Raw genomic sequence first — 24,134 nt, 5'->3', positions numbered from 1 at the left:
ATCACCGAGGTACTATCCCCAAGGAATAAGGCGCTCTTGATCGCCCTCAATCTCTAGAAACACGTTTGAATGGGGGCTGACCTCGGGGAACTCGTGCTCTGGATCACAGCGAACAGTGCAGCGCAGTTCCCTGGCGAGATATCTCCCCAGGGCGGGGCATGAAGGCCATGCGTTGCTTCCTCTCACCCAGACACTGAGGAAGCTGTCTTTGCGCGGCTGCAGGACGACTGAAACGCTCGCTGACTCGTAGATCTCCAGTTGAACTTCAGACGGACTTGTGGAAGCCGCCAAAGGGCCTAGATTTTTGGACAGCAGTGAGATGACTGCACCTGTGTCCCCTGTCTTTGCATAGACCTCGATATCTAGCGGCTCGTTTTTCATGGCGCCTAACGTGGAAGTGAGGGGCAGCCGGAGCTGCGAAGCAGCGTAGGGCATCACAAGCGCAGCTTGTGGCTGTCCCTCTCGACTGTAGTGTTGGGCGTCTTAGCGATCAAGGAGGACACGCAAAGTTCTTTCGGGGTTAGACAGAAAATCGTGTGTAACTTGATAGTGCTCTGTGTCCTTGTATTCGACTCTAACAACACCATCCGCAGTGCAGGCGTAAATCCATGAGTCTGGATATGCCATAAGAATTTGCGAGTGTGTGGCAATAACGAACTGCGACTTATCCAGGACTAGGTCATGAAGGCGGGACAAAATTGCTAGTTGTCGCTGCGGCGATAACGCTGCCTCTGGTTCATCAAGCACAAAGAAGCTTTGGCCGCCAAAGCGATTCATCATTAACGCTAGGAATGACTCGCCATGTGATTGCTCGTGAAGTGACTTTCCCCCGAAGTAACTGATAACGGGTGGCCCCATTACATACTCTGCGTTATCTAGGTTTTCGATCTCCGTGGCTACGTTAAAAAAGCTTTCGGCGCGGAGAAAAAATCCGTCCTTCGGCTTCTTTACTCCTCGCGCAACGCGCAGATATTCATGAAGTTCGGAGTGTGATCTGCGAGTATCGAAACGAAAATTCTTTGACCCGCTTTCTGCATTGAAGCCGAGTGACAATGCGATAGCTTCGAGTAGCGTTGATTTTCAGGACCCATTTTCGCCCACAAAAAAAGTGACTTTAGGATGTAGCTCAAGAACATCCAATGATCGTATTGCCGGCAGGGAAAATGGATAGCGCTCGAACGACTCGACTTCGTCTCTTTTCAATGTGATGCGGCTAACGAATTGTGACGAAATCATGACGCCCAACTGGTAGTAGACGGACCCATCGGTCCGTCTACGGTTAATAGTACGGACACGATAGATCCGCATTAAATATATGATTCCATTGAAACATACCTTCAGCCTGTCCGTCTACGCGTGCCAATAGTGCGGACGCGCTGGCTTGCGATACTCTATGGATTTCATCAGAAGGAGTGACAGCTATGGGGTCCCGATAGCCCCGCCCCCAAACGCCTTATTCAGGTCTTCAGCGAGGTGTGCAGGCGCCGACACTTCAGCCCTAGAACCGAAGAGGCGTATTGGTATTGGACGCGCCATTTCATTTTCTTTCACGGCAAGCGCCATCCTCGAGAACTCGGTAGCCGCGAGGTAGCTATGTTCTTGAACCACCTGGCGGCGGATCGTCGTGTGGCTGCAGCCACGCAGACCCAGGCGTTGAATGCCTTGGTATTCCTCTACAAGGAAGTACTGGAGCGTCCCCTGACCCAAATCGAGGGGCTGCAACGTGTACAAGCACGCAAGCGCTTTCCGGTTGTTCTTTCTCAGGCAGAGGTGACTTTGGTATTGAACAGGATGACCGGCGTAACGGGGCTGATGGCACGCTTAATCTACGGAACGGGATTGCGTGTCAATGAGTGCTGTACCTTACGCGTCAAGGATGTGGATTTTGATGCGGGTGCAATCCATGTCCGTGCGGCGAAAGGGAGTAAGGATCGGACATCAATGCTGCCCGAACGATTGCGAGACCTCATGAAAGATCAGTTGATGCGAGTGACAAAGTTGCACACCGACGATCGCCTGCGCGGTGGCGGCCTTGCTCCCCTTCCGAACGCACTCGAGAAAAAATATCCGAGCGCGGCAAGCTCCTTAGCGTGGCAGTTTGTGTTCCCTTCAGCGGTGATGCGACCTTGGGGAAAAAGCGGACAGCAGGTACGCTGGTTTGCTTCTCCCTCTACCATTCAGCGCAGCTTCAAAACCGCTTTGAACGATGCCGGCATCCATAAGCATGCAAGCGTGCATACGCTGCGGCATTCGTTTGCAACCCATCTGTTGGCTAGTGGTACGGACGTCCGGACCATTCAACTGTTGCTGGGTCACAACAATCTGCAGACCACCATGATCTATACCCATGTACTTCAGGAAACGCGCTTTGTGAAGAGCCCGCTCGACACACTTTGAGGCGCCGGCAACCATTGTCGGCGTGCTAGAACCACCGGGCTTCGCTGTAGGAATGGCTGCTTCGCGTCACGTGGCAGTCATTCTGTTTATCAACAACAAAGACCGCTTTAGCCGAGTTGAACTCACTCGCCACGTGTCCTGAACAACCGCTTCACTAAAGTAACTGCCGTTGAGTTGTCGAGATAGCAATTTTTTGTAGTCCGATAGATGCTCCGCTGAGCGACCACCGGGAATTGTGCTTTAGCAAGACTCCACAGCCACCAGCTTAATGCATAGTCCGCCCAAGTCGTCTCTAAGCAGACCTTTGCAGTATTTTCCCTGGTGTCAAATTTGACCAAACAGCTATTGGCATGGGCGTTTCGGTAGCCCTGATCACAGGGTGTTACAGACTTTATTTTCCAGCGAGGAAACTCAATACAAAATATTGGCTGTTGTTACAGCTTGGTCCCTTTTTTTAGGCAGGCCGAGAACCCCATGATTACGTAGTTGTGTGTTACAGGCTTTAATTTTCCCAACAGTAAGACGGCCGAAACATGCCGCGCACTGAACCGGCGGCAGCCCCAGCAGTCCAATCAACCACTTTGCAGCCACACACGGAGAAACTCGTGCAATGCCCCGTCTGTACCGACAAAACCCTGATCATGAGCGAGCGCCAAGGTATAGAAATCGACTATTGCCCTGGCTGCCGTGGGATCTGGCTAGATCGTGGCGAGCTGGACAAGATCATTGAGCGCAATGCCGCCGAGCAGGCGCCCGCCGGCGCTTCACGCCCCGTCGCGCCAGCCTCTGCACCACCTCCTCAGCACACACCGCGCCCACAGCACGACGAGCACTACCGCCACAAGCGCAAGAAGAGCTTCTTCGAGGAGCTGTTCGACTGAGAACCCTCTTTCTTGCCCATCCGGTGCAAACAAAACGGGCCGCAATGCGGCCCGTTTTCACGTCTGATGCTGCCGCATGAAGCGGCACGGCTCAGCGGTACTGGTTGATGTCGTCGCGGGTGGCGATGGCGACTTTGCGGGCCTGCTCGGCGAAGTCTTCACCCTTGCCGGCGTAGAGGATGGCGCGCGAGGAGTTGATCATCAGGCCGAGGCCGGCGGCGGTCTTGCCTGCATTCACTGTGGCCTGCACGTCGCCGCCCTGTGCGCCGACGCCGGGCACCAGCAGAGGCATGTCGCCGATGATGGCGCGCACGTCAGCGAGCTCCTGCGGGAAGGTGGCGCCAACGACCAGCGCGGCCTGGCCGTGCTTGTTCCACTTCTCGGCAACCAGCCCGGCAACGTGTTGGTACAGCCTCTTGCCGCCATCGACCGTGAGGTTCTGCAGGTCGGAGCCGCCGGGGTTGGAGGTGCGGCAGAGCACGATGAGGCCGCAATCCGGGTACTCGAGGTAGGGCTCGACCGAGTCGAAGCCCATGTAGGGATTCACGGTGAGCGCGTCGGCCTGATAGCGCACGAAAGCTTCACGGGCGTACTGGGCCGCCGTGGCGCCGATGTCGCCGCGCTTGGCGTCGAGGATGACGGGAATGTCCGGGTACTCGGCGTGGATGTAGTCGATCAGTGCTTCAAGCTGGGCTTCGGCGGATTCGCCGGCGAAGTAGGCGATCTGCGGCTTGAAGGAGCAGGCGACGTCGGCGGTGGCATCGACGATGGCTTTGCAGAACTCGTAGATCGCGTCCGGCTTGCCTTGCAGATGGGCGGGAAACTTGGCGAGATCCGGGTCCAGACCCACGCACAGCAGGGAGTTGTTCTTTTGCCAGGCGGCGGCGAGGTCGTCGATGAAGGCCATGGTGAGTCCAGCAGAGAGGGGATGACGCGATTTTACCGCAGCAGGCTGCGGGTTATTGCCCACAGGCATAAGGACATTCAAAACAGGGGCTTTCCAGTACCGGCCTCACCGCGCAGAATCCACCTCCTTCATCACGGAGGAATATTCATGCGCTTCGATACGCTGGCCATCCATTCCGGTTACAGCCCGGACCCCACCACCAAGGCAGTGGCGGTACCGATCTACCAGACCACCAGCTATGCCTTCGACGATACCCAGCACGGCGCCGATCTCTTCGACCTGAAGGTCAAGGGCAACATCTACACGCGCATCATGAACCCCACCACCGACGTGCTGGAGCAGCGCGTGGCGGCGCTGGAAGGCGGCATTGGCGCGCTGGCGCTGGCCTCGGGGCAGGCGGCGATCACCTACGCAATCCTCACGATTGCTGAGGCGGGCGACAACATCATCGCTACCAGCGCGCTTTACGGCGGCACCTACAACCTCTTCGCCCACACTCTGCCGCAGTACGGCATCACGGTGAAATTCGTCGATGCGTCTGATCCGCAGGGCGCTGCCGCGCTGATCGACGAGCGCACCAAGGCGATCTACTGCGAATCCATCGGAAACCCGCTTGGCAACGTGGTGGATTTCGCCGCCTTCGCCGAAGTGGCGCATGCCGGTGGCGTGCCGCTGATCGTGGACAACACCGTGCCGTCGCCCTACCTGACTCGCCCGATCGAGCACGGCGCGGACATCGTGGTGCATTCGCTGACCAAGTACATGGGCGGCCATGGCACCAGCATCGGCGGCATCATCGTCGACTCGGGCAAGTTTCCGTGGGCCGAGCACAAGGCGCGCTTCAAGCGCCTGAACGAGCCGGAAGTGAGCTACCACGGCGTGGTCTACACCGAGGCGCTGGGCCCGGCGGCCTTCATCGGCCGTGCCCGCACGGTGCCACTACGCAACATGGGCGCCTGCATCTCGCCCTTCAACGCCTTCCTGATCCTGCAAGGGCTGGAAACACTGGCGCTGCGCATGGACCGCCATGTGGAGAACGCGACCAAGGTGGCCGAATTCCTGCGCACGCATCCCAAGGCTGCATGGGTCAATTACGCCGGACTGGCCGATCACCCCTCGAAGCCGCTGGTCGACAAGTACTTCGGCGGCAAGGCTTCGGGTCTGCTGACCTTCGGCGTGAAGGGCGGCCGCGAAGGCGGCGCGCGCTTCCAGGATGCGCTGAAGCTCATCACGCGACTGGTGAATATCGGCGATGCGAAATCGCTCGCCTGCCACCCGGCCAGCACCACGCACCGCCAGCTCTCGGCCGAGGAGTTGAAGAAGGCCGGCGTGTCGGAAGACATGGTGCGCCTGTCGATCGGCATTGAGCATATCGACGACCTGATCGCCGATCTGGATCAGGCCCTGGCGGCGGTCTGAACGCATCTCACGCAGATCAAAAGAGCCGGCCACGTGCCGGCTCTTTTCATTGCAGGCTCAGCCGCAGGATCTGGCCCTCGGACTCGTCGGTGATGAGATAAAGCCAGCCATCCGGCCCCACGCGGATATCGCGTACCCGTTTGCCGACCGGGATGCGCTCGGCACCGCTGATGCGCGTGCCATCCAGCGTCAGGCGGTGCACCGCCTGATCCTTCAGCGCAGCCACGAACAGGTTGCCGCGCCAGCCCGGGACTTTGTCGCCACTGTAGAAACTCATATTGCCCGGCGCGATGGAAGGATCCCAATAGCATTGCGGCTGGGCCATGCCGGGCTTCGCCTGACCCTCGCCGATCTTGAGCCCGGTGTAGTGGGTGCCGTAGCTGATCACCGGCCAGCCGTAGTTTGTGCCGGCAGCAAGCAGATTGATCTCGTCGCCACCTCGCGCACCATGTTCGACCAGCCACAAACGATCACTCCCGGGCTGGCGGGCGAAGCCCTGCGGATTACGATAGCCCAGCGACCAGATTTCCGGCAACCAGCCGGCCTTGCCCGCGAAGGGATTGTCGGCCGGCACGCTGCCATCCGGATTCAGGCGGATCACCTTGCCGAGGCTTTGTTGCGGGTCTTGAGCCGGCTCGAATTTCTGCCGCTCGCCCAGCGCAGCGTAGAGCTTGCCGTCGGCACCCAACGCGAAACGCACGCCGAAGTGGCCGTTACCGGAAACCTTGGGCGTCTGCCGGTAGATCACGCGCAGCTCGCGCAAGGCCAAGCCCGCCTCATCCAGCCGGGCGCGCGCAATGGCGGTGCCGGCGCCCCCCTCGCCCGCTTCGGCGTAGCCCAGATAGACGAGACGGTTGTGCGCAAAGTCCGGATCCAGCGCCACATCCAGCAGGCCGCCCTGGCCACGCGCCACTACCGCCGGCACCCCGGCCAACGGAGCCGAAAGCTGGCCCTGCGATGTCACGATACGCAGCCGCCCGGGGCGTTCGCTGACCAGCATGCGGCCATCGGGCAGGAAGACCAGCGCCCAGGGGTTCTCCAGCCCGCGTGCCACTTCCGTGAGCTGGATGCGCCCCGGGCTCGGCACCGCTGCCACGGCATCACAGCGCGGAGCTTCAGTGGCCAGGGCAGTCAGGGCGTTCAGGCTGGCAAGACCCGCGCTCAGGTATCGGACTATCCGCATCGTCGTACTCGCTCTTGTCAGGGTCAGGCTTCGACTGAATTGTAAAAGGCGGGTTCCCCCTTCAGAGAGTCGCAGCTACAGGATCTGTGGCCACTTCTGGCGGGACTGCCGCGAGCGCTCCAGGCCCGGGTTGCGCCAGGTCTACTCCCTTGCCGCCGCCCCCACCGTCCCCGCACACGCCGCCATGACGGCGGCGATGGCCAGCCACTGCAGGCCGGTCAGGCGCTCGCCCAGGATCACGAAACCCGCCAGCGCGCCGATAGCCGGCTCCAGGCTCACCAGGGTGCCGAAGGCGCGCGTCGTCAGGCCGCGCAGCGCGATCATCTCCAGCGAGTAAGGCAGCGCGCTCGACAGCAGCGCCACGCCCAGCCCCCACAGCGCCACGCTTGGGCTGAACCATTGTGGGCCCGCACTCCAGGCCCCGAAAGGCACCACCAGCACGGCCGCCGTGAGCATGCCCAGCGACACCGACAAGCCGGCGTGCAGGTGCGACACGCGTTTGCCGGCCAGGATGTAGAGCGCCCAGAACACGGCCGCCAGCACTGCAAAGCCCACCCCCACCGGATCCAGCCGCGCGCCGTGCGCAAAAGGGTTCAGCAACAGCACAATGCCCAGCGCCGCCAGCAGCACCCACACAAAGTGCCCGGCGCGCTGGGCCGAGAGCAGCGCCACCGCCAGCGGGCCGGTGAGCTCTATCGCCACGCACACGCCCAATGGCAAGCTGCGCAAGGCGAGATAGAAGGACAGGTTCATTGCCCCCAGCGCTGCGCCGTACTGCAGAACCCGCCCCAGCTCGGCACGCGCCGGCCAGTGCCGCCAGGGCCGCCACAACAAGGCCAGCAGCAAGGCCGAACCCGTCAGGCGCCAGGCCGTGGTTCCCGCAGCACCAATCAGTGGGAACAAGTGCTTGGCGAAGGACGAACCGATGCATAGCGCAGCCATGCTGCCCAGCAAGGCGAGCACAGACAGCAGCAGACTGGGGCGGGAAGCAGAGGGGTGCATGCGGCGCGAGAGGGAGAAGGCTCAGCCGCCAGGCTTGTCCTGCGGGCAGGCTGGAAACGGGGCGGGAGCCGCATGCTAGCAAAAGGGTCTGCTGTGCGCATGTGCTCGGCACGCCAAGTCGCCATAATGGAGCCTGCATTCCCTGCTGGCTCCGCGACATGCCCTCCGAACACCTGCCCGACGATTACCTGGTGCGCATCCTCGATGCGCGCGTCTATGAAGCCGCCAGCGAAACCCCGCTCGACTTCGCCCCCAAGCTCTCGGCCGGCCTCGGCCATCAGGTGTGGATCAAGCGCGAGGACATGCAGCCGGTGTTCTCCTTCAAGCTGCGCGGGGCCTACAACAAGATGGCGCAGCTCAGCCCTGAGCAGCGCGCGCGTGGCGTGATCTGCGCCTCGGCCGGCAATCACGCCCAGGGCGTAGCCCTGTCCGCACAAAAGCTCGGCTGCCGCGCAGTGATCGTGATGCCGCTGGCAACGCCAGCGATCAAGGTAGATGCGGTCCGCGCCCGCGGTGGCGAGGTGGTGCTGGCCGGCGACTCCTATGACGACGCCTATGCCCATGCGCGCGAACTCGAAGCCCGCGATGGCCTCACCTTCGTGCATCCATTCGACGACCCGGATGTCATTGCCGGGCAAGGCACGATCGGTGTGGAGATATTGCGCCAGCATTCCGGCCCGATCGATGCCGTGTTCTGTGCGGTGGGCGGCGGCGGCCTGCTCGCCGGCGTGGCGGCCTACATCAAACGGATCCGCCCGGGTACGCGCCTGATCGGCGTCGAAGCCGTAGACTCTGATGCCATGGCGCAATCACTGGCCGCCGGCAAGCGCGTGCAACTCGCGCAGGTTGGCCTGTTTGCCGACGGCGCGGCCGTGAAGCTGGTGGGCGAAGAAACGTTCAGGCTATGTCTTCAGTATGTGGATGAAATCGTGCTCGTGGATAACGACGCGATCTGCGCGGCGATCAAGGATGTGTTCGAGGACACCCGTTCGATCCTGGAACCCGCCGGCGCCTTGGCCCTGGCTGGAGCTAAGGCCTGGCTGGCACGCGAAGGCGGCAGCGGGCGCAGCGTGGTGGCAGTGGCCAGCGGCGCCAACATGAATTTCGACCGCCTGCGTTTCGTGGCCGAGCGCGCCGAGCTTGGCGAGCAGCGCGAAGCCGTGCTGGCGGTGACGATTCCCGAGCAGCCCGGCAGCTTCAAGGCTTTCTGTCGCCTGCTCGGCGGGCGCAATGTCACCGAGTTCAACTACCGCCTGAGCGAAGGTGCCGAGGCACACGTTTTCGTCGGCGTCTCGATCGCCCGGCGCGCGGAAGCCAGCGAGCTGGTCGCGCAGCTCGCCACTGCCGGCCTGCCGGCGCTGGACCTGACCGACGACGAGATGGCCAAGACCCACACCCGCTACATGGTGGGCGGCCGTGCGCCGCATGCGCAGAACGAGCGCATCTACCGCTTCATCTTCCCCGAGCGCCCCGGCGCCCTCCTGCGCTTTCTCGATAATCTGCGCTCGGACTGGAACATCAGCCTCTTCCACTACCGCAACCACGGCGCGGACTTCGGCCGGGCACTGGTGGGCATGCAGGTGCCGCCCGAGGATGCGGCCGAGTTCGAAGCCTTCCTCGCCCGCGTCGGCTACGACTGCGTGGAGGAAACTGCCAACCCGGCCTACCGCCTGTTCCTGCGCTGAGCGCGCAGCGCCCCCGCTTCAAACCTCAAGGAGTTCAGCATGATCGGTTACGTCACCCTCGGTACCCAGGACCTCGCCCGCGCCTCGGCTTTCTACGATGCGCTTTTTGCCAGCATCGGCACCAAGCGCCAGTGGGAGTCCGAACGCAGCGCCGCCTGGGGCATGGATGACAGCAGCCCCGCACTGGGCGTGATCAAGCCCTTCGACGGTCAGCCCGCAACGGTAGGCAACGGCACGATGGTGGCGCTGTACATGCCCAGTCGTGAAGCGGCACGCCAAGGCCATCGAACTGGGTGCTCAGGACGAAGGCAAGCCTGGTCCGCGTGGTGATGCGCTCCGTAAACTGATTGATCCGGATGGCAATAAGCTCGCGGCCTTCCACATGTAATTCGCATCAGACAAAGCAAAAGGCCCATCCACATTGGACGGGCCTTTTTGTTTGTGATTGCGGGTGGGTCAGGGGATGTCGGCGACCAGGATGCCGTTCTCGTCGGTGATGTAGAGTTTTTTGCCGATCACGGCAATGTCATAGGGCCGGTTGAGGTGGCCGGGCAGGCTGCCGGTCACGACTACCGAGAGTTCATCCATTTTCCCTAGCACGGTACTGACCGAGCCAGTGGTCGAAATCTTGCGTACCGTGTTGGAGTCCACCACATACAGGTTGCCGCTGGAATCAAAGGTCAGCGCCCGTGGCGCGACGAAGAGGGAGGATCCCAGGTTGCCGTCCACATAACCGGCCGTAGTGGCACTACCCGCGTAGGTGCTGACCAGACCGGCCGGGGTGATCTTGCGGATTGCGTGGTTGCCGGTGTCGGCGACATAGAGGTTGCCACTGCTGTCGGACACAATGGACTCGGGATAGGCGAAGCGCGCTGCAGTGCCGCTGCCGTCGCTGCTGCCGGGGAAATCCGCGCTGCCCGCAAAGGTGGTCACGACGCCCGTCGGGCTAACCTTCCGGATCACGTTTGTGCTGTATTCGGCTACGAAGATGTTGCCTGATGGGTCGAGTGTCAGTGCGTCTGAGTGGCTGAAGCGGGCCGCAGTGCCGGTACCGTCCAGCGTGCTGCAAGTGCTGGCGAGGCCGGCAAGTGTGGTCACGACACCCGCTGCCGTGACCTTGCGCAGGGCGCAGGAGTCCATCAGGTAGAGGTTGCCGGCGCTATCTCTGGCAACGGCACCGATGGAGCCCAGACGCGCCGCACTGCCGCTGCCATCAGTATTGCCCCAGAGGCCGGCAGAGCCCGCGAGGGTACTGACGATGCCGCTGCTGCTGATTTTGCGCAGGAGGTAGTTGCCGGAATCCGCGACGTAGAGGTTGCCCGAAGCGTCCGCCACCATGCCGCGCGGTTGGCGGAAGCGCGCGTTGCTTGTGGCGCCGTCGAGGTAGCCGACGTAGGGGCCTTTACCAGCTAGCGTGGTGACGCTGGCGCTGCTCGTATTGAGGGTACGGACAGCGTAGGCGTCCGCCAGATACAGCGCGCCGCCGGTGGCGTCGATGACCATCCCCTGAGTGTAGACGCTGGCAGCGCTGCCAATGCCATCGATCACGGCAGATTCGCTGTTTCCGGCCAGCAGGCTCGCTGTGCCGCCACTGCTCAGCTTGCAGATCCGTTGGTAGTAGCTGATGTAGAGATTGCTGCCGCTGTCGATGGCGAGCCCGGTGATGGTGCCGCCGCAGCCTGCAGCGGAGAGGGTGGAGTCGGACATGACGGTGGTGACCGCCCCCGCTGCCGTCATTTTTCGCACGCCGTTCGTGTCACCGATATAAACGTTGTTGCTGGCGTCAACGGCGATGGCGGTGGGGTAGCTGAAGCGGGCACTGTTGCCGGAGCCATCGGTGCTGCCGACCAGGCCTGCAGAACCCGCGGGGGTGGACACCAACCCGCCGCTGGAGATTTTGCGGACGGTGTGGTTGCCGAGGTCCGCAACAAACACATTGCCATTGCTGTCTACGGCGAGGCTTCTCGGGGAGTGGAAACGGGCACTGCTGCCGGAGCCGTCTGCGCTGCCACTCACGTTAGTGCTGCCGGCTAGGGTCGATACGACGCCCCCGGAAATCTTGCGGATGGTGTCCGCTCCCTCATCGGCCACATAGAGGATGCCGGTGTTGCTCATGGCTATGCCGCTTGGATAGCCAAAGCTGGCGCTGCTGATGGGGCCATCGGCACCGTTGTGGCTACCAAGCATGCCTGCATAGGTACTGACTGTGCCGGTGGCACTGACCTTGCGGATCAGATTGTTGAATCTGTCGGTCACGAACAGGTCGCCGGTCGTTGCATCGCGCGCAATGCCGGTGGCCTCGTCGAAGCGGGCGCTGGTGCCGACGCCGTTGTAATAGCCATAGCCGCCGAGGCTTCCAGTGAGCAGGCTGAGCTGCCCGCCGCTGGCGTAGTCGTAAATTGGGGCGTAAACACTGTTCGCGCTCGACGATGCGGCAGCGCTGCTGGAGTTGTTGCTCGTCGCGCCACCACCACCACCGCAGGCGGTCAGCGCAATAAGGACCCAGGATGCGATTAGAGAGGGCGCAGGCGTGCGCAGCAGTTTGTAGCGGATCATGATGTCCCCGGATAATCAGGCTTTGGGCGCCCGATCTTGTGGTATGGGCCTCGTCGCGGAGGCCAGCAGGGAGATTGTAAATCGGATTAAATAATTATCAATCTGGGTTCGATCAAGCCCGTGATGCGATTCGCGTGCGCTTCTGGTACGCGAGCATGAAAAAGCCCGCTCATGCGAGCGGGCTTTTTGATTGATGCCGGGCGATTACTCTCCGATCTTGAACAGCAGCGAGTCAGCGCCATCGTTCAATGCCACGGTCATCGGCATCTGCTTGGCCGCCGGCCCCCACAGCTGGCGCGGACCGGGCGAGGCGAAGAGATCATCCGCCGCCCAGGCTTCGCGGCGCGAAACGAAGAATTTCATCGCCGGCGCGCTGGTGCGTACCAGCGCCTTTTCGATCACGTATTCATCCTTGCCGTGGCGGCGCTCGATGTTGAGCAGGCCGGAGAGCGGGATCGCCAGCGGCTCGCCACCGGCGCTGAGGCCGGACACGCTGGCCATGTAACCGGTACGGCCGTCGAGGATCAGGGCACCCACGGTGAGGCCCAGGTTCCAGGTGTAGGCGGCATCGAACAGGGTCGGCGCACCGCAGCGGCCTTCGTAGCCGAAGAAGTGGTGATGGGTGGCAAAGGGCACTTCCGGCGCGACTTGCTGCAGGCGTGCCCGCACCATGTCGCTCAGGAGTTGCTCAGTGGGAATCAACGACACCTGCAGGTTGCCGTGCGAATCACGATCAGCCAGCAGCATGTTGATGATGTAGCCGGGCAGCGAGCTGAACAGCGCGCTGTTGGCGGCCGAAAGCTTGGCGGCCACGAAAGCCGGGCGGGCATCCACCGGCAGCGCGGCAAAGGCCTCGGCGTGATGCGCAAGGCTGTCGTTGAGTTCGGCGATCAGCGCATTCATCTCGGGGATGAATTCGATCAGGCCTTCCGGCACCAGCACCACACCGTGCTTGAGTTTCTTGCTGCGGTAACGATCGATGACCGCGTTGGCAATCTGCTCGACGATGGCGGAGAGCGACAGCTTCTTCTCAGCAACCTCTTCTGAGATCAAGGTCACGGCGGGCTTCACCTGCAGCGCGACTTCGAGGGTCACGTGCGAAGCGGAGCGACCCATCAGTTTGATGAAGTGCCAGTATTTGATCGAGGAGCGGGTGTCTTGCAGGATGTTGCCAGCCAGCTCGGCATAGATGCGCGTAGCGGTGTCGAAGCCGAAGGAAATCGGCAGCAGGCCGGGCACCTGCAGATCGCCGTCGATGGTCTTGGGCGCGCCGATCACCTGCACGCCGGAGCCGTCGGCCTTGATGCCTGAGAACAGGAACTCGGCGAGGATCGCGGCGTTGGTGTTGGAGTCGTCACCGCCGATGATGACGATGGCGTCCAGATTGTGCGTAATGCAGGTCTGCTTGACTTGCTCGAACTGCTCGGGCGTCTTGATCTTGGTGCGATCAGTGCCGAGGAAGTCGAAACCACCGGTATTCAGGATGCTGGCCACATCGGCATCGGTGATCTCGAACAGTTTGCCTTCCAGCAAACCCTTGGGGCCGCCTTTCACCCCGAACAGGGTGTTGTCTGCACCAAGCATCTTTTTGATGCCGCACAGCACGTTGTGCCCGCCCGCGGCGGGGCCGCCCGAGAACAGGGCCGCAACGCGCTTGCCGGAAACGCGTGGGCTCGCCGGGCCGGCCACGCGCAGCACGGCATTGCCCGAGGCCTTCACGCTCTGTGCGAAGTGTTGGGCCACGGTGGCGCTATCCTTGGTCGTCAGCACCTGGCTGCTCGCGGCAAAGGCGATGGCCTGGGGCGCTGCCGCCGTGCCAAAGGCGTTGCAGGTGGGCAGGGGCAGCTGGCGAACTTCGTTTTCGAAGACGGAACGATGGCTTTCCATCTGCTGCAATTGGGCGGCGAGTGTGCTCATGGCAGGGGTCTCTCGTGGTTCTGACGCGGAGGTTCTGGATATGAAACAGCCGGCAAAGCCGGCTGTTTGAATGACGCCATTTTAAACCGGGACGGTTACAAGCGGCGTTCCGGTTTTTCGGGGCCGATCAGCCCTTGAACATCTGGTGCGGAATCAGCTTCCAGTAATCCTCTTGCGAAGCATCGTCCAGACAGGCCTGGATAATCTTGCGGCCCAGCGGGTCCAGATCCGGCGTAAGGAAGGGGGTCAGCTCGCGCTTGAAGAACTCGCGCCACATCTGCGCGCCATGTTCAAACACTTCTGGGCCACCTTCCAGCTGGGTCTGCACATGCAGCAGCACCGGTGGGATCATCGAGCCTTCAACCTTCACCTGACGCGGCACATAGCCCAACAGCGAACACGGCGACTCGACCAGCTCTTCGCGGTGGAAACGCGCCGAGCCACGGCGGGCCAGGTATTCGCGCACGATCCACTCGGACATGAAGCCCACGTGCCAGGCGCCGATGTTCTGGTTCGGGATCAGCACATGGCGGGTTTCAGTATTGGCGACGATCTGGCGCAGCAGCAGGTTGGCCTGATCGACACGGCGACCGGTACAGAAGGCCCAGTAGGAGCCCACGCCTTCGCACTGCATTCCACCAGCCGCCGAATCCTGGATCGACGGGTTGGCGTGGCCGCGCGGCGCAGCCAGACGCCACAGCCAGGCCAGTGCCGGGCTCAGCACGTGGAGCATGCCGAGGATGCCGTAGAGCTGACTATCTTTGTGGGTGGGCGGGCAACGCACACCAAAGGAGCGGATGTTCACCGCTACCGGCCCTTCCTGCACGTCATGCACCATATCGCGCGGAATGATCAGGCGCGGGTTCGGGCAGGGCTTGCCCGGAGAGTCTTCAATGTGTTCCCACAAAAGCGCCTGGCCGCCGGGCACGATGTAGTGGTTCAGGAAGATCAGCGGACGCTCGGGGTGCATCACCAGACGCTCAAGGTGCGGATCGGTGCCGTAGCCCTTGATGTGATCGACGCGCACGAACCAGCCGGCTTCCGCATCCTTGATGTTGAGCTTGGTCTGGCCTTCGTTGTAGTGCGGGTGAGCACAGGCCATGTCGTCGGCCATCGGGTTCAGATGGCAGGCTTCCGGCAGGTTCAGGGTGCGCTGCTCACCGGTCACGACGTTCTTGCCCAGCAGCAGGCGGCCGTCTTCCATGCGGTGCACATGCTCGGTCATCTCGCTCTTGCCGCCGCCCGAGGCGCCTTCGTGCATGATGATGGTCTGGTTGTCGTAGGGGGTAACCACGCCCACCGCGGCGCAGTGGTTGGTGGTCCAGCCTTCGCGCTCACCAATGTCCAGCAGCAGCGAGTACACGCCCTTCTTGGCCGAAGGACCGGGATAGAGGTTGTAGGCGAAGATTTCCTGATGCGTCTCGGAGCGTGCGTGCACCACCACCTGCTTGCCATCGAAATGGGTATGGCGGAAGGGCGGAGCGATGAAGATCGCGCCACCGGCAAGCTTGAAGTTGGACGGCACCTGGCTGTTCGGGATCATGCCCTGCAGGTCAGCCAGGGCGCCGGCAAAGAAAGCCGCGCCCTTGGGCACGATAGCCAGCGCGCCATAGCCCAGTTCATCGGGGCCGGCGTAAAACGGAACGACGATCAGTTCCTGGGTCTTGAGCCAGTCGAGCGTCTTCTGGCGCATCTTGTCGAAGCTCTCGCCGAAACGCTCCTGATAGGTCGGCTTGTCGGTCGGCAGCTTGTCGCCGATGACCATCGCATCCGGATCGCGGCGGCGCATCTTGGGATCGATGAAGTTGATGCAGATGCCGTTGCGCGCCTTGGTAACGGTGGCCTCCGCCACATAGCCCTTGCCCGGCACGTCGAAACCGACCTCGACCTCGCCCTTGTCTTCACGGTTAGCGTGGCGCCAGTCCGTCTCACCCGGCTTGCGGTTCAGCGCCCAATTGAGCAGATCTTCGCGACATTCGGCCACGTAGATGGCCGGAGCGGCACTGAGCACTTCGATGACGTGCGCCGGCAAGCCCAGCTTGGGCCAGTCGTTCTTGAAATCGATGGGTTTGATTGTTTGCGTCATGGTCGGTAAGGGCCTGGCGTTGAGAGGCGGCAGCCGGAACAGCGCTACCACTAAGGGAAACCCCGAAGGATACAGGGACTCCCAAGCGAGTTGTTGACCTGACCCGGGTAGAGCGCGAGGGCCGTGCAAGCGCTCCGACGCTTGCCTCAAGGCGCCCGCTCTGCAATGCTTGGCGCCGCTTTTCCTCTGCTTGCCTTCCGCTGTTCGGGCCCTTATGAAACTTCTCCTCCTTTGGGTGCGCCGCCTCTTGCTGGCAACCCTGCTGCTCCTCTTGGTCTGGCACCTGTGGTTGCTGGGCTGGGTTCTGTGGTGGAAGTGGGTCGATCCGGGCTATACCAGCTTCATGCTGATTCGCCTGGCCGAGCTGCAGGTGAAGGATCCGGCGGCCCGCCTCAAGCACCAGTGGGTGCCTTACGGAAAAATTTCGATCCATCTGAAACGAGCCGTGGTCGCAGCCGAAGACGACACTTTCGTGGATCACGATGGCTTCGATCTGGAAGGTATCCAGAAAGCGCTAGAAAAGAATGACAAGAAAGGCCGGGTGGTGGCGGGGGGCTCCACCATCAGCCAGCAGCTGGCCAAGAACCTGTTTCTGTGGTCCGGCAGCACGCGCTTCGAGAAGTATTCGCGCAAGGCGCTGGAAGTACCGGCCACACTGATGATCGAAGCCTTGTGGGACAAGCGCCGGATCCTCGAGGTCTATCTGAACTCGGTGGAATGGGGCAATGGCATCTTCGGCGCAGAAGCGGCTGCACGCCGCTACTTCGGCACCGGTGCGGGCCAGCTCGCGCCGGCCCAGGCCGCACGCCTTGCCGTGATGCTGCCCAACCCGCGCAAATACGAAAAGAACTACTCGCCGCGCCTGGCCGCCCACGCAGCGCGCGTGCAAGCACGCATGGCGGGCTCCGAAGTTCCCTGAGCGGCCTGGCAAAGGCCGCCAGGAAACTGCTGCATCGCGACATTCACGCGTAGAATTCCGCCTTTCCAACGAGGCCTCGCCATGACTGACAACGAAGACCTCCAGCCTGAAATCGACGACAACGAGCTCTTTCAGCAGCATCTGCTGGAAGTGCAGGGCCTGCTCGGCCGTCATCGCCTGGTTGAGGACCTGGTCAGGCGCCAGGAGATGCCCCGCCACGACCTGGTGGACGGCCTCGTGCACCGCCAGAATCTGGTCGAGCTGCAGAAAAAACTCGACACCCTCGACGCCGCCGAGATCGCCCGCATCCTCGAAGCCCTGCCGCACAACGAGAGCGTGGTGGTGTGGGAGCTGGTCAAGGCCGCGCGCGGGGAAGAAATTCTCGACGAACTCTCGTCGGACGATTTCCGCGACACCCTCACCTCGGAACCCGAGCAGCCCGAGCGCAAGCCGCTGATGCTCAACGCCTTCGAGCTGCACAACGGGCGCCTGCGTCAGATCAACATCGAGACGCGCGCCGCGCTGGCTGCCGCCAAGCCGATCTGGGTGGACCTGATCGCGCCGGACAAGGAAGAGCTGGAGTGGGTAAAGCAGGTGTTCGGCCTCTCCCTGCCGGATCCGGAAGACCTCACCGACCTTGAAGAATCGGCGCGCTTCTACATCGAGGATGAGAGCGAGCAGATCCATCTGCACTCGGACTTCCTGCTCGACAAGGCCGATGAATCGCGCAACGTGGCGGTGGCCTTCGTGCTCCATCACGGCATCCTGTTTTCGATCCGCAACGAAGAGCTGCCGGTGTTCCGCCTGCAGCGCCTGCGTGCACGTATCCAGCCGGGCTATGTGTCCGACGGCAAGGACGTGCTGCTCGACCTCTACGCCGCCGATGTGGAGTACTCCGCCGACACCCTCGAAGATGTGTATGCCTCGCTCGAGGCCGTCGGCAAGCAGGTGCTCAGCACCGAGATGACCGACACCCAGGCCGCCAAGATCCTCGCCGCGATTGCCGCCGAGGAAGATCTCAACGGCCGCATCCGACGCAACGTGATGGACACGCGCCGGGCCCTGTCCTTCCTGATCCGCGGCAAGTTCCTATCCAAGGACCAGCAGGAAGATGCACGCCAGATCCTGCGCGACATCGAGTCGCTGGACGGCCACACCGCCTTTCTGTTCGACAAGATCAACTTCCTGATGGATGCCACGGTCGGCTTCATCAACATCAACCAGAACAAGATCATCAAGATCTTCTCGGTGGCCAGCGTGGCCATGCTGCCACCAACCCTGATCGCCAGCCTCTACGGCATGAACTTCAAGTACATGCCCGAGCTGGAGTGGAGCCACGGCTACGCCTTCGCCCTGCTCCTGATGCTGTTCTCGGTGCTCGTCCCCTTCTGGTACTTCAACAAAAAGGGCTGGTTGCGCTGAAAACTCCGCATCAGCCTACTGCGCGGATCAATCTCGAAATTTCGGTGTTCAACGTTCAGGCCAGGGCGCGTGATGCTTGATGGAAAGCTCTTGTTCCAAGCGGCTGGTGAAGTGGATTTGCCTGTTTTTGCCGGCCTCGCAAAAGCAGGTATGGCGGCTTATTTCACCGTCCATCACATGGAATGGAAGCCGGAGCTGTTCGTTGAAGGTTTTCGCACCACGGAAAACTACAAGATTCTGCTCAAGGAGAACACGGTTGGCGTACTGCGAATTGCGCAGGAAGAAGACCACATCTTCGTTTTCGACCTCCACGTTGAGCCAGGCTTCAGAAACAGGGGCGTCGGCTCAGCCGCCCTGGCTTTCATCCGGGAGATTGCGGAGCAGCGCAAGAAAGCGAGCATCAGGATGTGCGCATTCAGAACGAACCCGGCCATAGATCTGTACCTGCGCTCAGGCTTCAAGATCGTTACTCAGGACGAGTGCCTCGTGAAACTCAGGCACGAAGTGTCCGACGCATCATAAATTCGAGCATTGCCATTGCGCCCGCACAGGCGTTTTCTGTGTCACTGAATGCGCTTGGCGTAGAACTCACATCCACCCGCGCAAGGTCTCCCAGGCCAGCTTGGCCAGAAGGCTCACCGCCAGGATCAGAAACAAGCGCCTGATCCATTGATTCCCGCCGCGCATGGCCAGGCGCGAACCGACCACCGAACCGCAGATCGCGGCCACTCCCAGCGGCACGGCCAGCTCATAGGCCACCATGCCCGCCGGCACCAGGAACACCAGGGTGGCGGCATTGGTACCGAAGTTCACGACCTTGGCGCAGGCCGTGGCGCGCAGGAAATCAAAGTGGAAGAAGCGCACGAACAGGAACAGCAGGAAGCTGCCAGTACCGGGGCCGATGAAGCCATCGTAGAAGCCCAGCGCCAGGCCCAGTGCAGCACCCTTGATCAGGTCGGCGCGGGTCGGGGTGCGGCTGGTATCCAGATGCCCCAGCTGTGGCCGGAACCAGGTGTAGACCAGCATGATGGCCAGCACCACGATGATCACCGGCCGCATCCACTGACTGGGCATCAGGTCCAGCATGCGCACACCGAGATAGGAGCCGGCAAAGGCGGTGATCACGGTGGGCAGCATCAGGCGCCAGGGCAGGTCCATCTTCGCCGCGTACTGGCGGATCGACATGGCATGGCCCATCACCGAGGAGAACTTGTCCACGCCCATGATCTGGGCCGGTGAGAAGCTCGTCAGCACGCTGTAGAAAGCGGGAATCCCGATCAGGCCACCGCCACCGATAGCCGCATTGATGGCCCCGGTGATGAAGGAAATGGGCAGCAGGATCAGGAGTTCGTGGGTCACTGTGCGGGAAGTGGGGAGTGGGGTGGTGGTGTAGGGCGAACTTCAGTCCGCCATTCACAGGTGGCGTGCGGCTGAAGCCGCACCTACAAACATCAGGCGTTCCGCAAGGCCGCGATCACGGGCGCGGTATCCGGGCGCTGGCCGCGCCACAAGAAGAAGCACTCGGCGCCCTGCTCCACCACCATGCCCAGGCCATCGGCCGTCTGCCCCACGCCGGCAGCCCGCGCGGCGAGCACGAAAGCGGTCGGCTCTTTCTTGTAGGCCATGTCGTAGGCGAGCGACTCCTTGTCCCACACGCCGGCCGGCAGGGGCGGCACGTCGTTGGTCATGGAAGAGGCCGAGCCGTTGATGATCACGTCGAAGCGGCCGCTGATATCGGCAAACCCTCCCCCTGCGAGCTGGATGCTGCCGGCCTCACGGCCAAACTCGGCAGCCAGTTCGACGGCCTTGCTGGCGGTGCGGTTGGCGATGAAGATCTCGGCCGGCTGCTCGTCAAACAGCGGCAGCAGGGTGCCGCGCACCGCGCCACCGGCGCCGAGCAGCAGCACGCGTACCCCCTTGAGCGAGCGGCCGAGGTTGTGGGTAATGTCGCGCATGATGCCGAAGCCATCGGTGTTGTCGCCGAGGATCGTGCCGTCGTCCCGCAGCGTGAACATGTTGATGGCGCCGGCCGCGCGGCCACGCGGGGTCAGTTCATCCGCCAGTTCGAAGGCTTCGAGCTTGAAGGGCATGGTGATGTTCATGCCTTTGCCGCCGCTCTTCTGGAATTCGCGTACGCCAGCCACGAAGCCATCCAGCTCACCAAGAATCGCGCCGTACGCCATATCCTGCCCGCACTGCTGTGCAAAGGCGGTCTGCAGGGCCGGCGACTTGGCCTGGGCGATGGGGTTGCCGATGATGGCGTAGCGATCAGTCATGGAGCGACTCCTGCAATGTTCGGGGATGGCGGATCTTAGGTTTGGGCTAACCAGCTGTCCAATATATATTTCAGGATGAATTGATCGCCTGGAGATATGAATGGAGCTGCGCCACCTGCGCTACTTCGTGGCCGTTGCCGAGGAGCTGCATTTCACGCGAGCCGCGGCCCGCCTGCACATTGGCCAGCCGCCCCTGTCGCAGCAGATCCAGACCCTTGAGGCGGAGCTGGGCGTGAGCCTGTTTCATCGCACCCGACGCAGCGTGCAACTGACCGAGGCTGGTCGGCATCTGCTCGAGCGGGCGCGCACCATCCTCGCCGCCAGCACGGACGTGGCGGCCGAATTGCAGCGCATCGCACGCGGCGAAAGCGGTGAATTGCGCATTGCCTTCACCTCCAGCGGCCTGCTGATTCCGGAGCTGCGCAGTGCCCTGAAGACCTATCGCCAACGCTACCCGGGCGTGAGCCTGCGCCTCTCCGAAATGTATACCCACGCCCAGTTCGCCGCCCTGATCGCGGGTGAGCTGGATGTGGGCTTCGTACGCTACAACGAACCTGCAGCACCGGCCGGCCTGCGTCTGCAGCTGCTGCGCCGCGACCGGCTGTGCCTGATCCTGCCGGACGATCATCCGCTCGCCTCGCAGCCACGGATCCATCTCGCCGAGTGCCGCAACGAAGCCTTCATCGGCTACCCGGCCGGTGCCGGTGCCAGTCTGGTGGACTACCTGCAGGCGCTCTGCCGCAACGCGGGCTTCGAGCCGCACATCACCCAGGAAGCGCGTGAAGCACAGACCCAGATCGGCCTCGTTGCAGCCGGTATAGGGGTGGCGGTACTGGCCGAACCGCTGGCCCTGATCCGCGTGGAGGGAGTGCGATTCATTCCACTGGCTGACCCTGGCGCAGAAGTGTGCATGGCCCTGGCAACCCGGACCGAAGAGGCATCACCACGCGTACAAGGTTTCATGAACGGCTTGCTTCCGGCTCGCGTCGACTGATGCAACGGGGTTGCATCTGACCGGCACACATGTTCCAATCCGCCCCATGCCTGCCCAAGTCACCGCCAATTCCAGCCAGATCGAGCGCATCCACGCCCTCGGTGCGCGTGCGACGCCGGCGCGCATCGCCGTCCTGAAGCTGCTCGAAGCAGCCGAGCGCGCCCTGAGTCACCGCGAGATCGAAGAAGCGCTGGGCGCCGGCTTCGATCGCGTCACGCTCTACCGTGTGCTCGACTGGGCTGTGGAAGCCGGCCTCGCCCATCGCATCACCGATGTCGAGCGGGTCTTCCGTTTCAGTCTGGCCGCGCCGGATGCCGCCGCCCACGGCGAGCACGCCCATTTTCGCTGCGACTGCTGCGGCAAGGTTTTCTGCCTGGCTGACATCCCCGCCCCGCAACCGACACTGCCTGCCGGTTTTGCCGGCCGCGCCGTCGAGTACTGCATCACCGGGCAATGTGCCCGCTGTGACGAAAAAGAATCCACATGACCCTGCTCTCCATCCTTGCCGCCACCCTTGCCGGTGGCCTCCTCAGCGTCATCGCGGCCGGTCTGCTGATCGCCGGCTTCCCGCAACGCTGGCTACCGCGCCTGGTTGGCTTTGCCACCGGCGTACTGCTGGCCGTGGCGCTGCTTGATGTGTTGCCGGAGGCTTTCGAGTCCGGTGTCGAAGCACACGCCCTGTTCGTCACCCTGCTCGCTGGCCTGCTGGGCTTCTACGGGCTTGAACGCATCGCCCTGTGGCGCCATGCGCATGTGGACGAAGAAGGTCATGACCACCACTGCCCCAACCACGGCCACCATCATCACGCGGTGGGTAGCCACACCGTGGTTTCGGTGCTGATCGGCGATGGCTTTCACAATCTGGTCGACGGCGTACTGCTCGCGGCGGCCTTCCTGACCGACCCGGTGCTCGGCTGGAGCACCGCCTTCGCCGTGATCGCTCACGAAGTGCCGCAGGAAGCCGGTGACTTTGCCATCCTGCGTGCCGCCGGTATGAGCACCCGGCGCGCCCTGCTGTGGAACGGCGTCTCCAGCCTCGCCTCGATTGCCGGTGGCCTGCTCGGCTACTTCGCGCTCTCCGGCATGGAAGGCCTGCTGCCCTACATCCTCACCGTCGCCGCAGCCAGCTTCCTCTACATCGCGATCTCCGATCTGTTGCCGATGCTGCGCCATGAACCGCATCGCCACACCTCGATCTGGCAAACCGTGGCCCTGCTCGCCGGCATCGCCGTGATTGCCCTCGGTTCGCTGGGCCATGGCCACTGACAAACGCATCCCGGTCGTTCTGCTGACCGGCTTTCTGGGAAGCGGCAAGACATCCCTGCTCAACTCCCTGCTGCGGGCACCGGAGATGGCCGGCGCGGCGGTGCTGATCAACGAGGTCGGCGCGGTGGGGCTGGATCACCTGCTGGTCGAGCAGGTTTCCGAAGACATCACCCTGCTCGAATCCGGCTGCCTGTGCTGCACCGTGCGCGGCGATCTGTCGCGCAGCCTGCGTGACCTGTTCATGCGCCGATTGAGGCGCGAAATCGGCCAGCTCGACCGGGTCGTCATCGAGACAACCGGGCTGGCCGACCCCGCTCCGGTGATCCATACCCTGCTCAAGGACTTTTTCCTCGCCGAGCGCTTCCGCCTCGAAGGCGTGATCACCACCGTCGATGTGCGCCACGTGCACTGGCAACTCGGCCAGCACCCGGAAGCCGTCAAGCAGGTGGCGATGGCTGACCGCGTGGTGCTCACCAAGTGCGATCTGGCGGACAGCCTGATGATTGCCGAAGCCGAAGAACGCGTGCGCGAACTCAATCCGGCGGCTGATCTGTGGCACGGCGAGCCCGGCAAACTGCCGTCAGGCCTGCTCGAAGGCATGAGCCTGTATGCGCCGGAAGGCAAGATGCCGGACGTTGCCCACTGGCTGAATGAATCCGCCATCCGCGAGCAGCAGCGCCTGAATGCCCGCCACGGCGTGTTCGGTCAGACCGCTCCGGCCGCAGCACTGCACGACGAAGCCATCAGCACCCATGTGCTGCATTTCAGCGAACCCTTCGCCTGGGGGGACTTCGCCCGCGCCCTGGATACCCTCCAGTCGGTCGTTGGCGAACACATCCTGCGTATCAAGGGCCTCGTGGCTGTCGAGGGCGAAGACCTCCCGCGAGTCATCCATGCCGTGCAGCACGAGCGCTATCCAGACAGCCAGCTGCCTGCCTGGCCGGACGAAGACCGGCGCAGCCGCCTTGTCTTCATCGTGCGCGAGTTGCCCCGCAGCGTGCTGGAGAAAGCCTTCTCCGCCTTCTGCTCAGCCCAGCCGGACGCCTCTATCTAAACGTTTGCGTGGCGCCCTGCCACGTCACCCCGGTATGCAACAGGCGTAATTGCGTGATCCATTTCACGCTTGCAGCCAAACCCCGCCCGAACGCGTCCGACGGGAGTCTATATTCCATTAGGGCTCACCCTTACGGGCAGCGCATCAGGACTCAATCTACGTCCCTTTGC

Annotated in this window: 21 protein-coding genes; 12 read left to right on the top strand and 9 right to left on the bottom strand. The window is 62.5% G+C overall.

Annotated elements, in window-relative coordinates; translation table 11 throughout:
• Positions 1-483: 483 nt before the first annotated feature.
• Positions 484-1,053, bottom strand: coding sequence for an AAA family ATPase (locus C0V76_RS02660; RefSeq protein WP_216821626.1), 570 nt, complete (start codon positions 1,051-1,053; stop codon positions 484-486).
• 402 nt (positions 1,054-1,455) lie between these two features.
• On the opposite strand from C0V76_RS02660, the gene C0V76_RS02655 reads away from it, so the two are divergent.
• Together C0V76_RS02655 and C0V76_RS02650 are read left to right on the top strand one after the other, a co-directional pair.
• Positions 1,456-2,397 carry an integron integrase gene (locus tag C0V76_RS02655; protein WP_101940789.1) on the top strand — a complete coding sequence of 314 codons (942 nt, stop codon included), beginning with the start codon at positions 1,456-1,458 and terminating at the stop codon, positions 2,395-2,397.
• Positions 2,398-3,002: 605 nt separating this feature from the next.
• Positions 3,003-3,278: a zf-TFIIB domain-containing protein gene (locus tag C0V76_RS02650; protein ID WP_173893963.1), complete on the top strand. Its 276-nt coding sequence runs from the start codon at positions 3,003-3,005 to the stop codon at positions 3,276-3,278.
• 91 nt (positions 3,279-3,369) lie between these two features.
• Here C0V76_RS02650 and pyrF read toward each other — a convergent pair whose 3' ends face one another.
• Entirely contained in the window at positions 3,370-4,185 is an 816-nt protein-coding gene (gene pyrF / locus C0V76_RS02645) for an orotidine-5'-phosphate decarboxylase (protein WP_101941033.1), read from the bottom strand.
• A gap of 147 nt (positions 4,186-4,332) precedes the next feature.
• On the opposite strand from pyrF, the gene C0V76_RS02640 reads away from it, so the two are divergent.
• Entirely contained in the window at positions 4,333-5,604 is a 1,272-nt protein-coding gene (locus C0V76_RS02640; RefSeq protein ID WP_101940787.1) for an O-acetylhomoserine aminocarboxypropyltransferase/cysteine synthase family protein, read from the top strand.
• A 46-nt stretch (positions 5,605-5,650) separates the two neighbouring features.
• Here the strand turns inward: C0V76_RS02640 and C0V76_RS02635 are convergent, their stop codons facing one another.
• Both C0V76_RS02635 and C0V76_RS02630 read right to left on the bottom strand, forming a co-directional pair.
• Positions 5,651-6,787, bottom strand: coding sequence for a PQQ-dependent sugar dehydrogenase (locus C0V76_RS02635; protein WP_101940786.1), 1,137 nt, complete (start codon positions 6,785-6,787; stop codon positions 5,651-5,653).
• A 141-nt stretch (positions 6,788-6,928) separates the two neighbouring features.
• Positions 6,929-7,789, bottom strand: a complete 861-nt coding sequence (locus tag C0V76_RS02630; protein WP_101940785.1) for a DMT family transporter — start codon at positions 7,787-7,789, stop codon at positions 6,929-6,931.
• Between the two features lie 158 nt (positions 7,790-7,947).
• Between C0V76_RS02630 and ilvA the strand changes: the two genes are divergently transcribed.
• Positions 7,948-9,474 carry a threonine ammonia-lyase, biosynthetic gene (gene ilvA, locus C0V76_RS02625; protein WP_101940784.1) on the top strand — a complete coding sequence of 509 codons (1,527 nt, stop codon included), beginning with the start codon at positions 7,948-7,950 and terminating at the stop codon, positions 9,472-9,474.
• A gap of 39 nt (positions 9,475-9,513) precedes the next feature.
• Entirely contained in the window at positions 9,514-9,804 is a 291-nt protein-coding gene (locus tag C0V76_RS02620) for a hypothetical protein (protein ID WP_216821624.1), read from the top strand.
• Positions 9,805-9,930: 126 nt separating this feature from the next.
• Here C0V76_RS02620 and C0V76_RS02615 read toward each other — a convergent pair whose 3' ends face one another.
• From C0V76_RS02615 to C0V76_RS02605, 3 genes are all read right to left on the bottom strand, one after another.
• The gene (locus C0V76_RS02615; RefSeq protein ID WP_101940783.1) at positions 9,931-12,030 is read right to left on the bottom strand and encodes a hypothetical protein; all 2,100 of its coding nucleotides are present in this window, start codon (positions 12,028-12,030) and stop codon (positions 9,931-9,933) included.
• A gap of 204 nt (positions 12,031-12,234) precedes the next feature.
• Positions 12,235-13,947, bottom strand: a complete 1,713-nt coding sequence (locus C0V76_RS02610; protein WP_101940782.1) for a diphosphate--fructose-6-phosphate 1-phosphotransferase — start codon at positions 13,945-13,947, stop codon at positions 12,235-12,237.
• Positions 13,948-14,074: 127 nt separating this feature from the next.
• Entirely contained in the window at positions 14,075-16,033 is a 1,959-nt protein-coding gene (locus C0V76_RS02605) for a DUF4914 family protein (protein ID WP_101940781.1), read from the bottom strand.
• A 214-nt stretch (positions 16,034-16,247) separates the two neighbouring features.
• Here C0V76_RS02605 and mtgA point away from each other — a divergent pair, with 214 nt between their 5' ends.
• The 3 genes from mtgA to C0V76_RS02590 all read left to right on the top strand — a co-directional run bounded on the left by mtgA (position 16,248) and on the right by C0V76_RS02590 (position 18,896).
• Positions 16,248-16,952, top strand: coding sequence for a monofunctional biosynthetic peptidoglycan transglycosylase (mtgA, locus tag C0V76_RS02600; protein WP_101940780.1), 705 nt, complete (start codon positions 16,248-16,250; stop codon positions 16,950-16,952).
• Between the two features lie 81 nt (positions 16,953-17,033).
• A complete protein-coding gene (corA, locus tag C0V76_RS02595; RefSeq protein WP_173893962.1) occupies positions 17,034-18,374 on the top strand; it encodes a magnesium/cobalt transporter CorA in 1,341 nt (446 codons plus the stop codon).
• Between the two features lie 72 nt (positions 18,375-18,446).
• Entirely contained in the window at positions 18,447-18,896 is a 450-nt protein-coding gene (locus C0V76_RS02590; protein WP_101940779.1) for a GNAT family N-acetyltransferase, read from the top strand.
• Positions 18,897-18,962: 66 nt separating this feature from the next.
• Here the strand turns inward: C0V76_RS02590 and C0V76_RS02585 are convergent, their stop codons facing one another.
• Positions 18,963-19,733 carry a sulfite exporter TauE/SafE family protein gene (locus tag C0V76_RS02585; protein WP_101940778.1) on the bottom strand — a complete coding sequence of 257 codons (771 nt, stop codon included), beginning with the start codon at positions 19,731-19,733 and terminating at the stop codon, positions 18,963-18,965.
• 92 nt (positions 19,734-19,825) lie between these two features.
• Positions 19,826-20,650 (bottom strand): shikimate dehydrogenase, encoded by an 825-nt coding sequence (gene aroE / locus C0V76_RS02580; protein WP_101940777.1) that lies wholly within the window; start codon positions 20,648-20,650, stop codon positions 19,826-19,828.
• A gap of 100 nt (positions 20,651-20,750) precedes the next feature.
• On the opposite strand from aroE, the gene C0V76_RS02575 reads away from it, so the two are divergent.
• From C0V76_RS02575 to C0V76_RS02560, 4 genes are read left to right on the top strand one after another with little or no spacing between them, the layout of a single operon-like run.
• Positions 20,751-21,644 carry a LysR substrate-binding domain-containing protein gene (locus tag C0V76_RS02575; protein ID WP_101940776.1) on the top strand — a complete coding sequence of 298 codons (894 nt, stop codon included), beginning with the start codon at positions 20,751-20,753 and terminating at the stop codon, positions 21,642-21,644.
• Between the two features lie 46 nt (positions 21,645-21,690).
• Positions 21,691-22,131, top strand: a complete 441-nt coding sequence (locus C0V76_RS02570) for a Fur family transcriptional regulator (protein ID WP_101940775.1) — start codon at positions 21,691-21,693, stop codon at positions 22,129-22,131.
• Positions 22,128-22,910, top strand: coding sequence for a ZIP family metal transporter (locus tag C0V76_RS02565; protein ID WP_101940774.1), 783 nt, complete (start codon positions 22,128-22,130; stop codon positions 22,908-22,910). Before C0V76_RS02570 ends, C0V76_RS02565 begins: the two co-directional genes overlap by 4 nt.
• Complete coding sequence (locus tag C0V76_RS02560; RefSeq protein WP_101940773.1) at positions 22,900-23,964, top strand: GTP-binding protein; 1,065 nt, start codon at positions 22,900-22,902, stop codon at positions 23,962-23,964. The genes C0V76_RS02565 and C0V76_RS02560 overlap by 11 nt, the downstream gene beginning before the upstream one ends.
• Positions 23,965-24,134 lie beyond the last annotated feature (170 nt).

Source organism: Uliginosibacterium sp. TH139 (genome assembly GCF_002855595.1).
In the GTDB taxonomy this organism is placed as follows: Bacteria; Pseudomonadota; Gammaproteobacteria; order Burkholderiales; family Rhodocyclaceae; genus Uliginosibacterium; species Uliginosibacterium aquaticum.
This window is presented reverse-complemented; position numbering and strand designations above follow the sequence as displayed.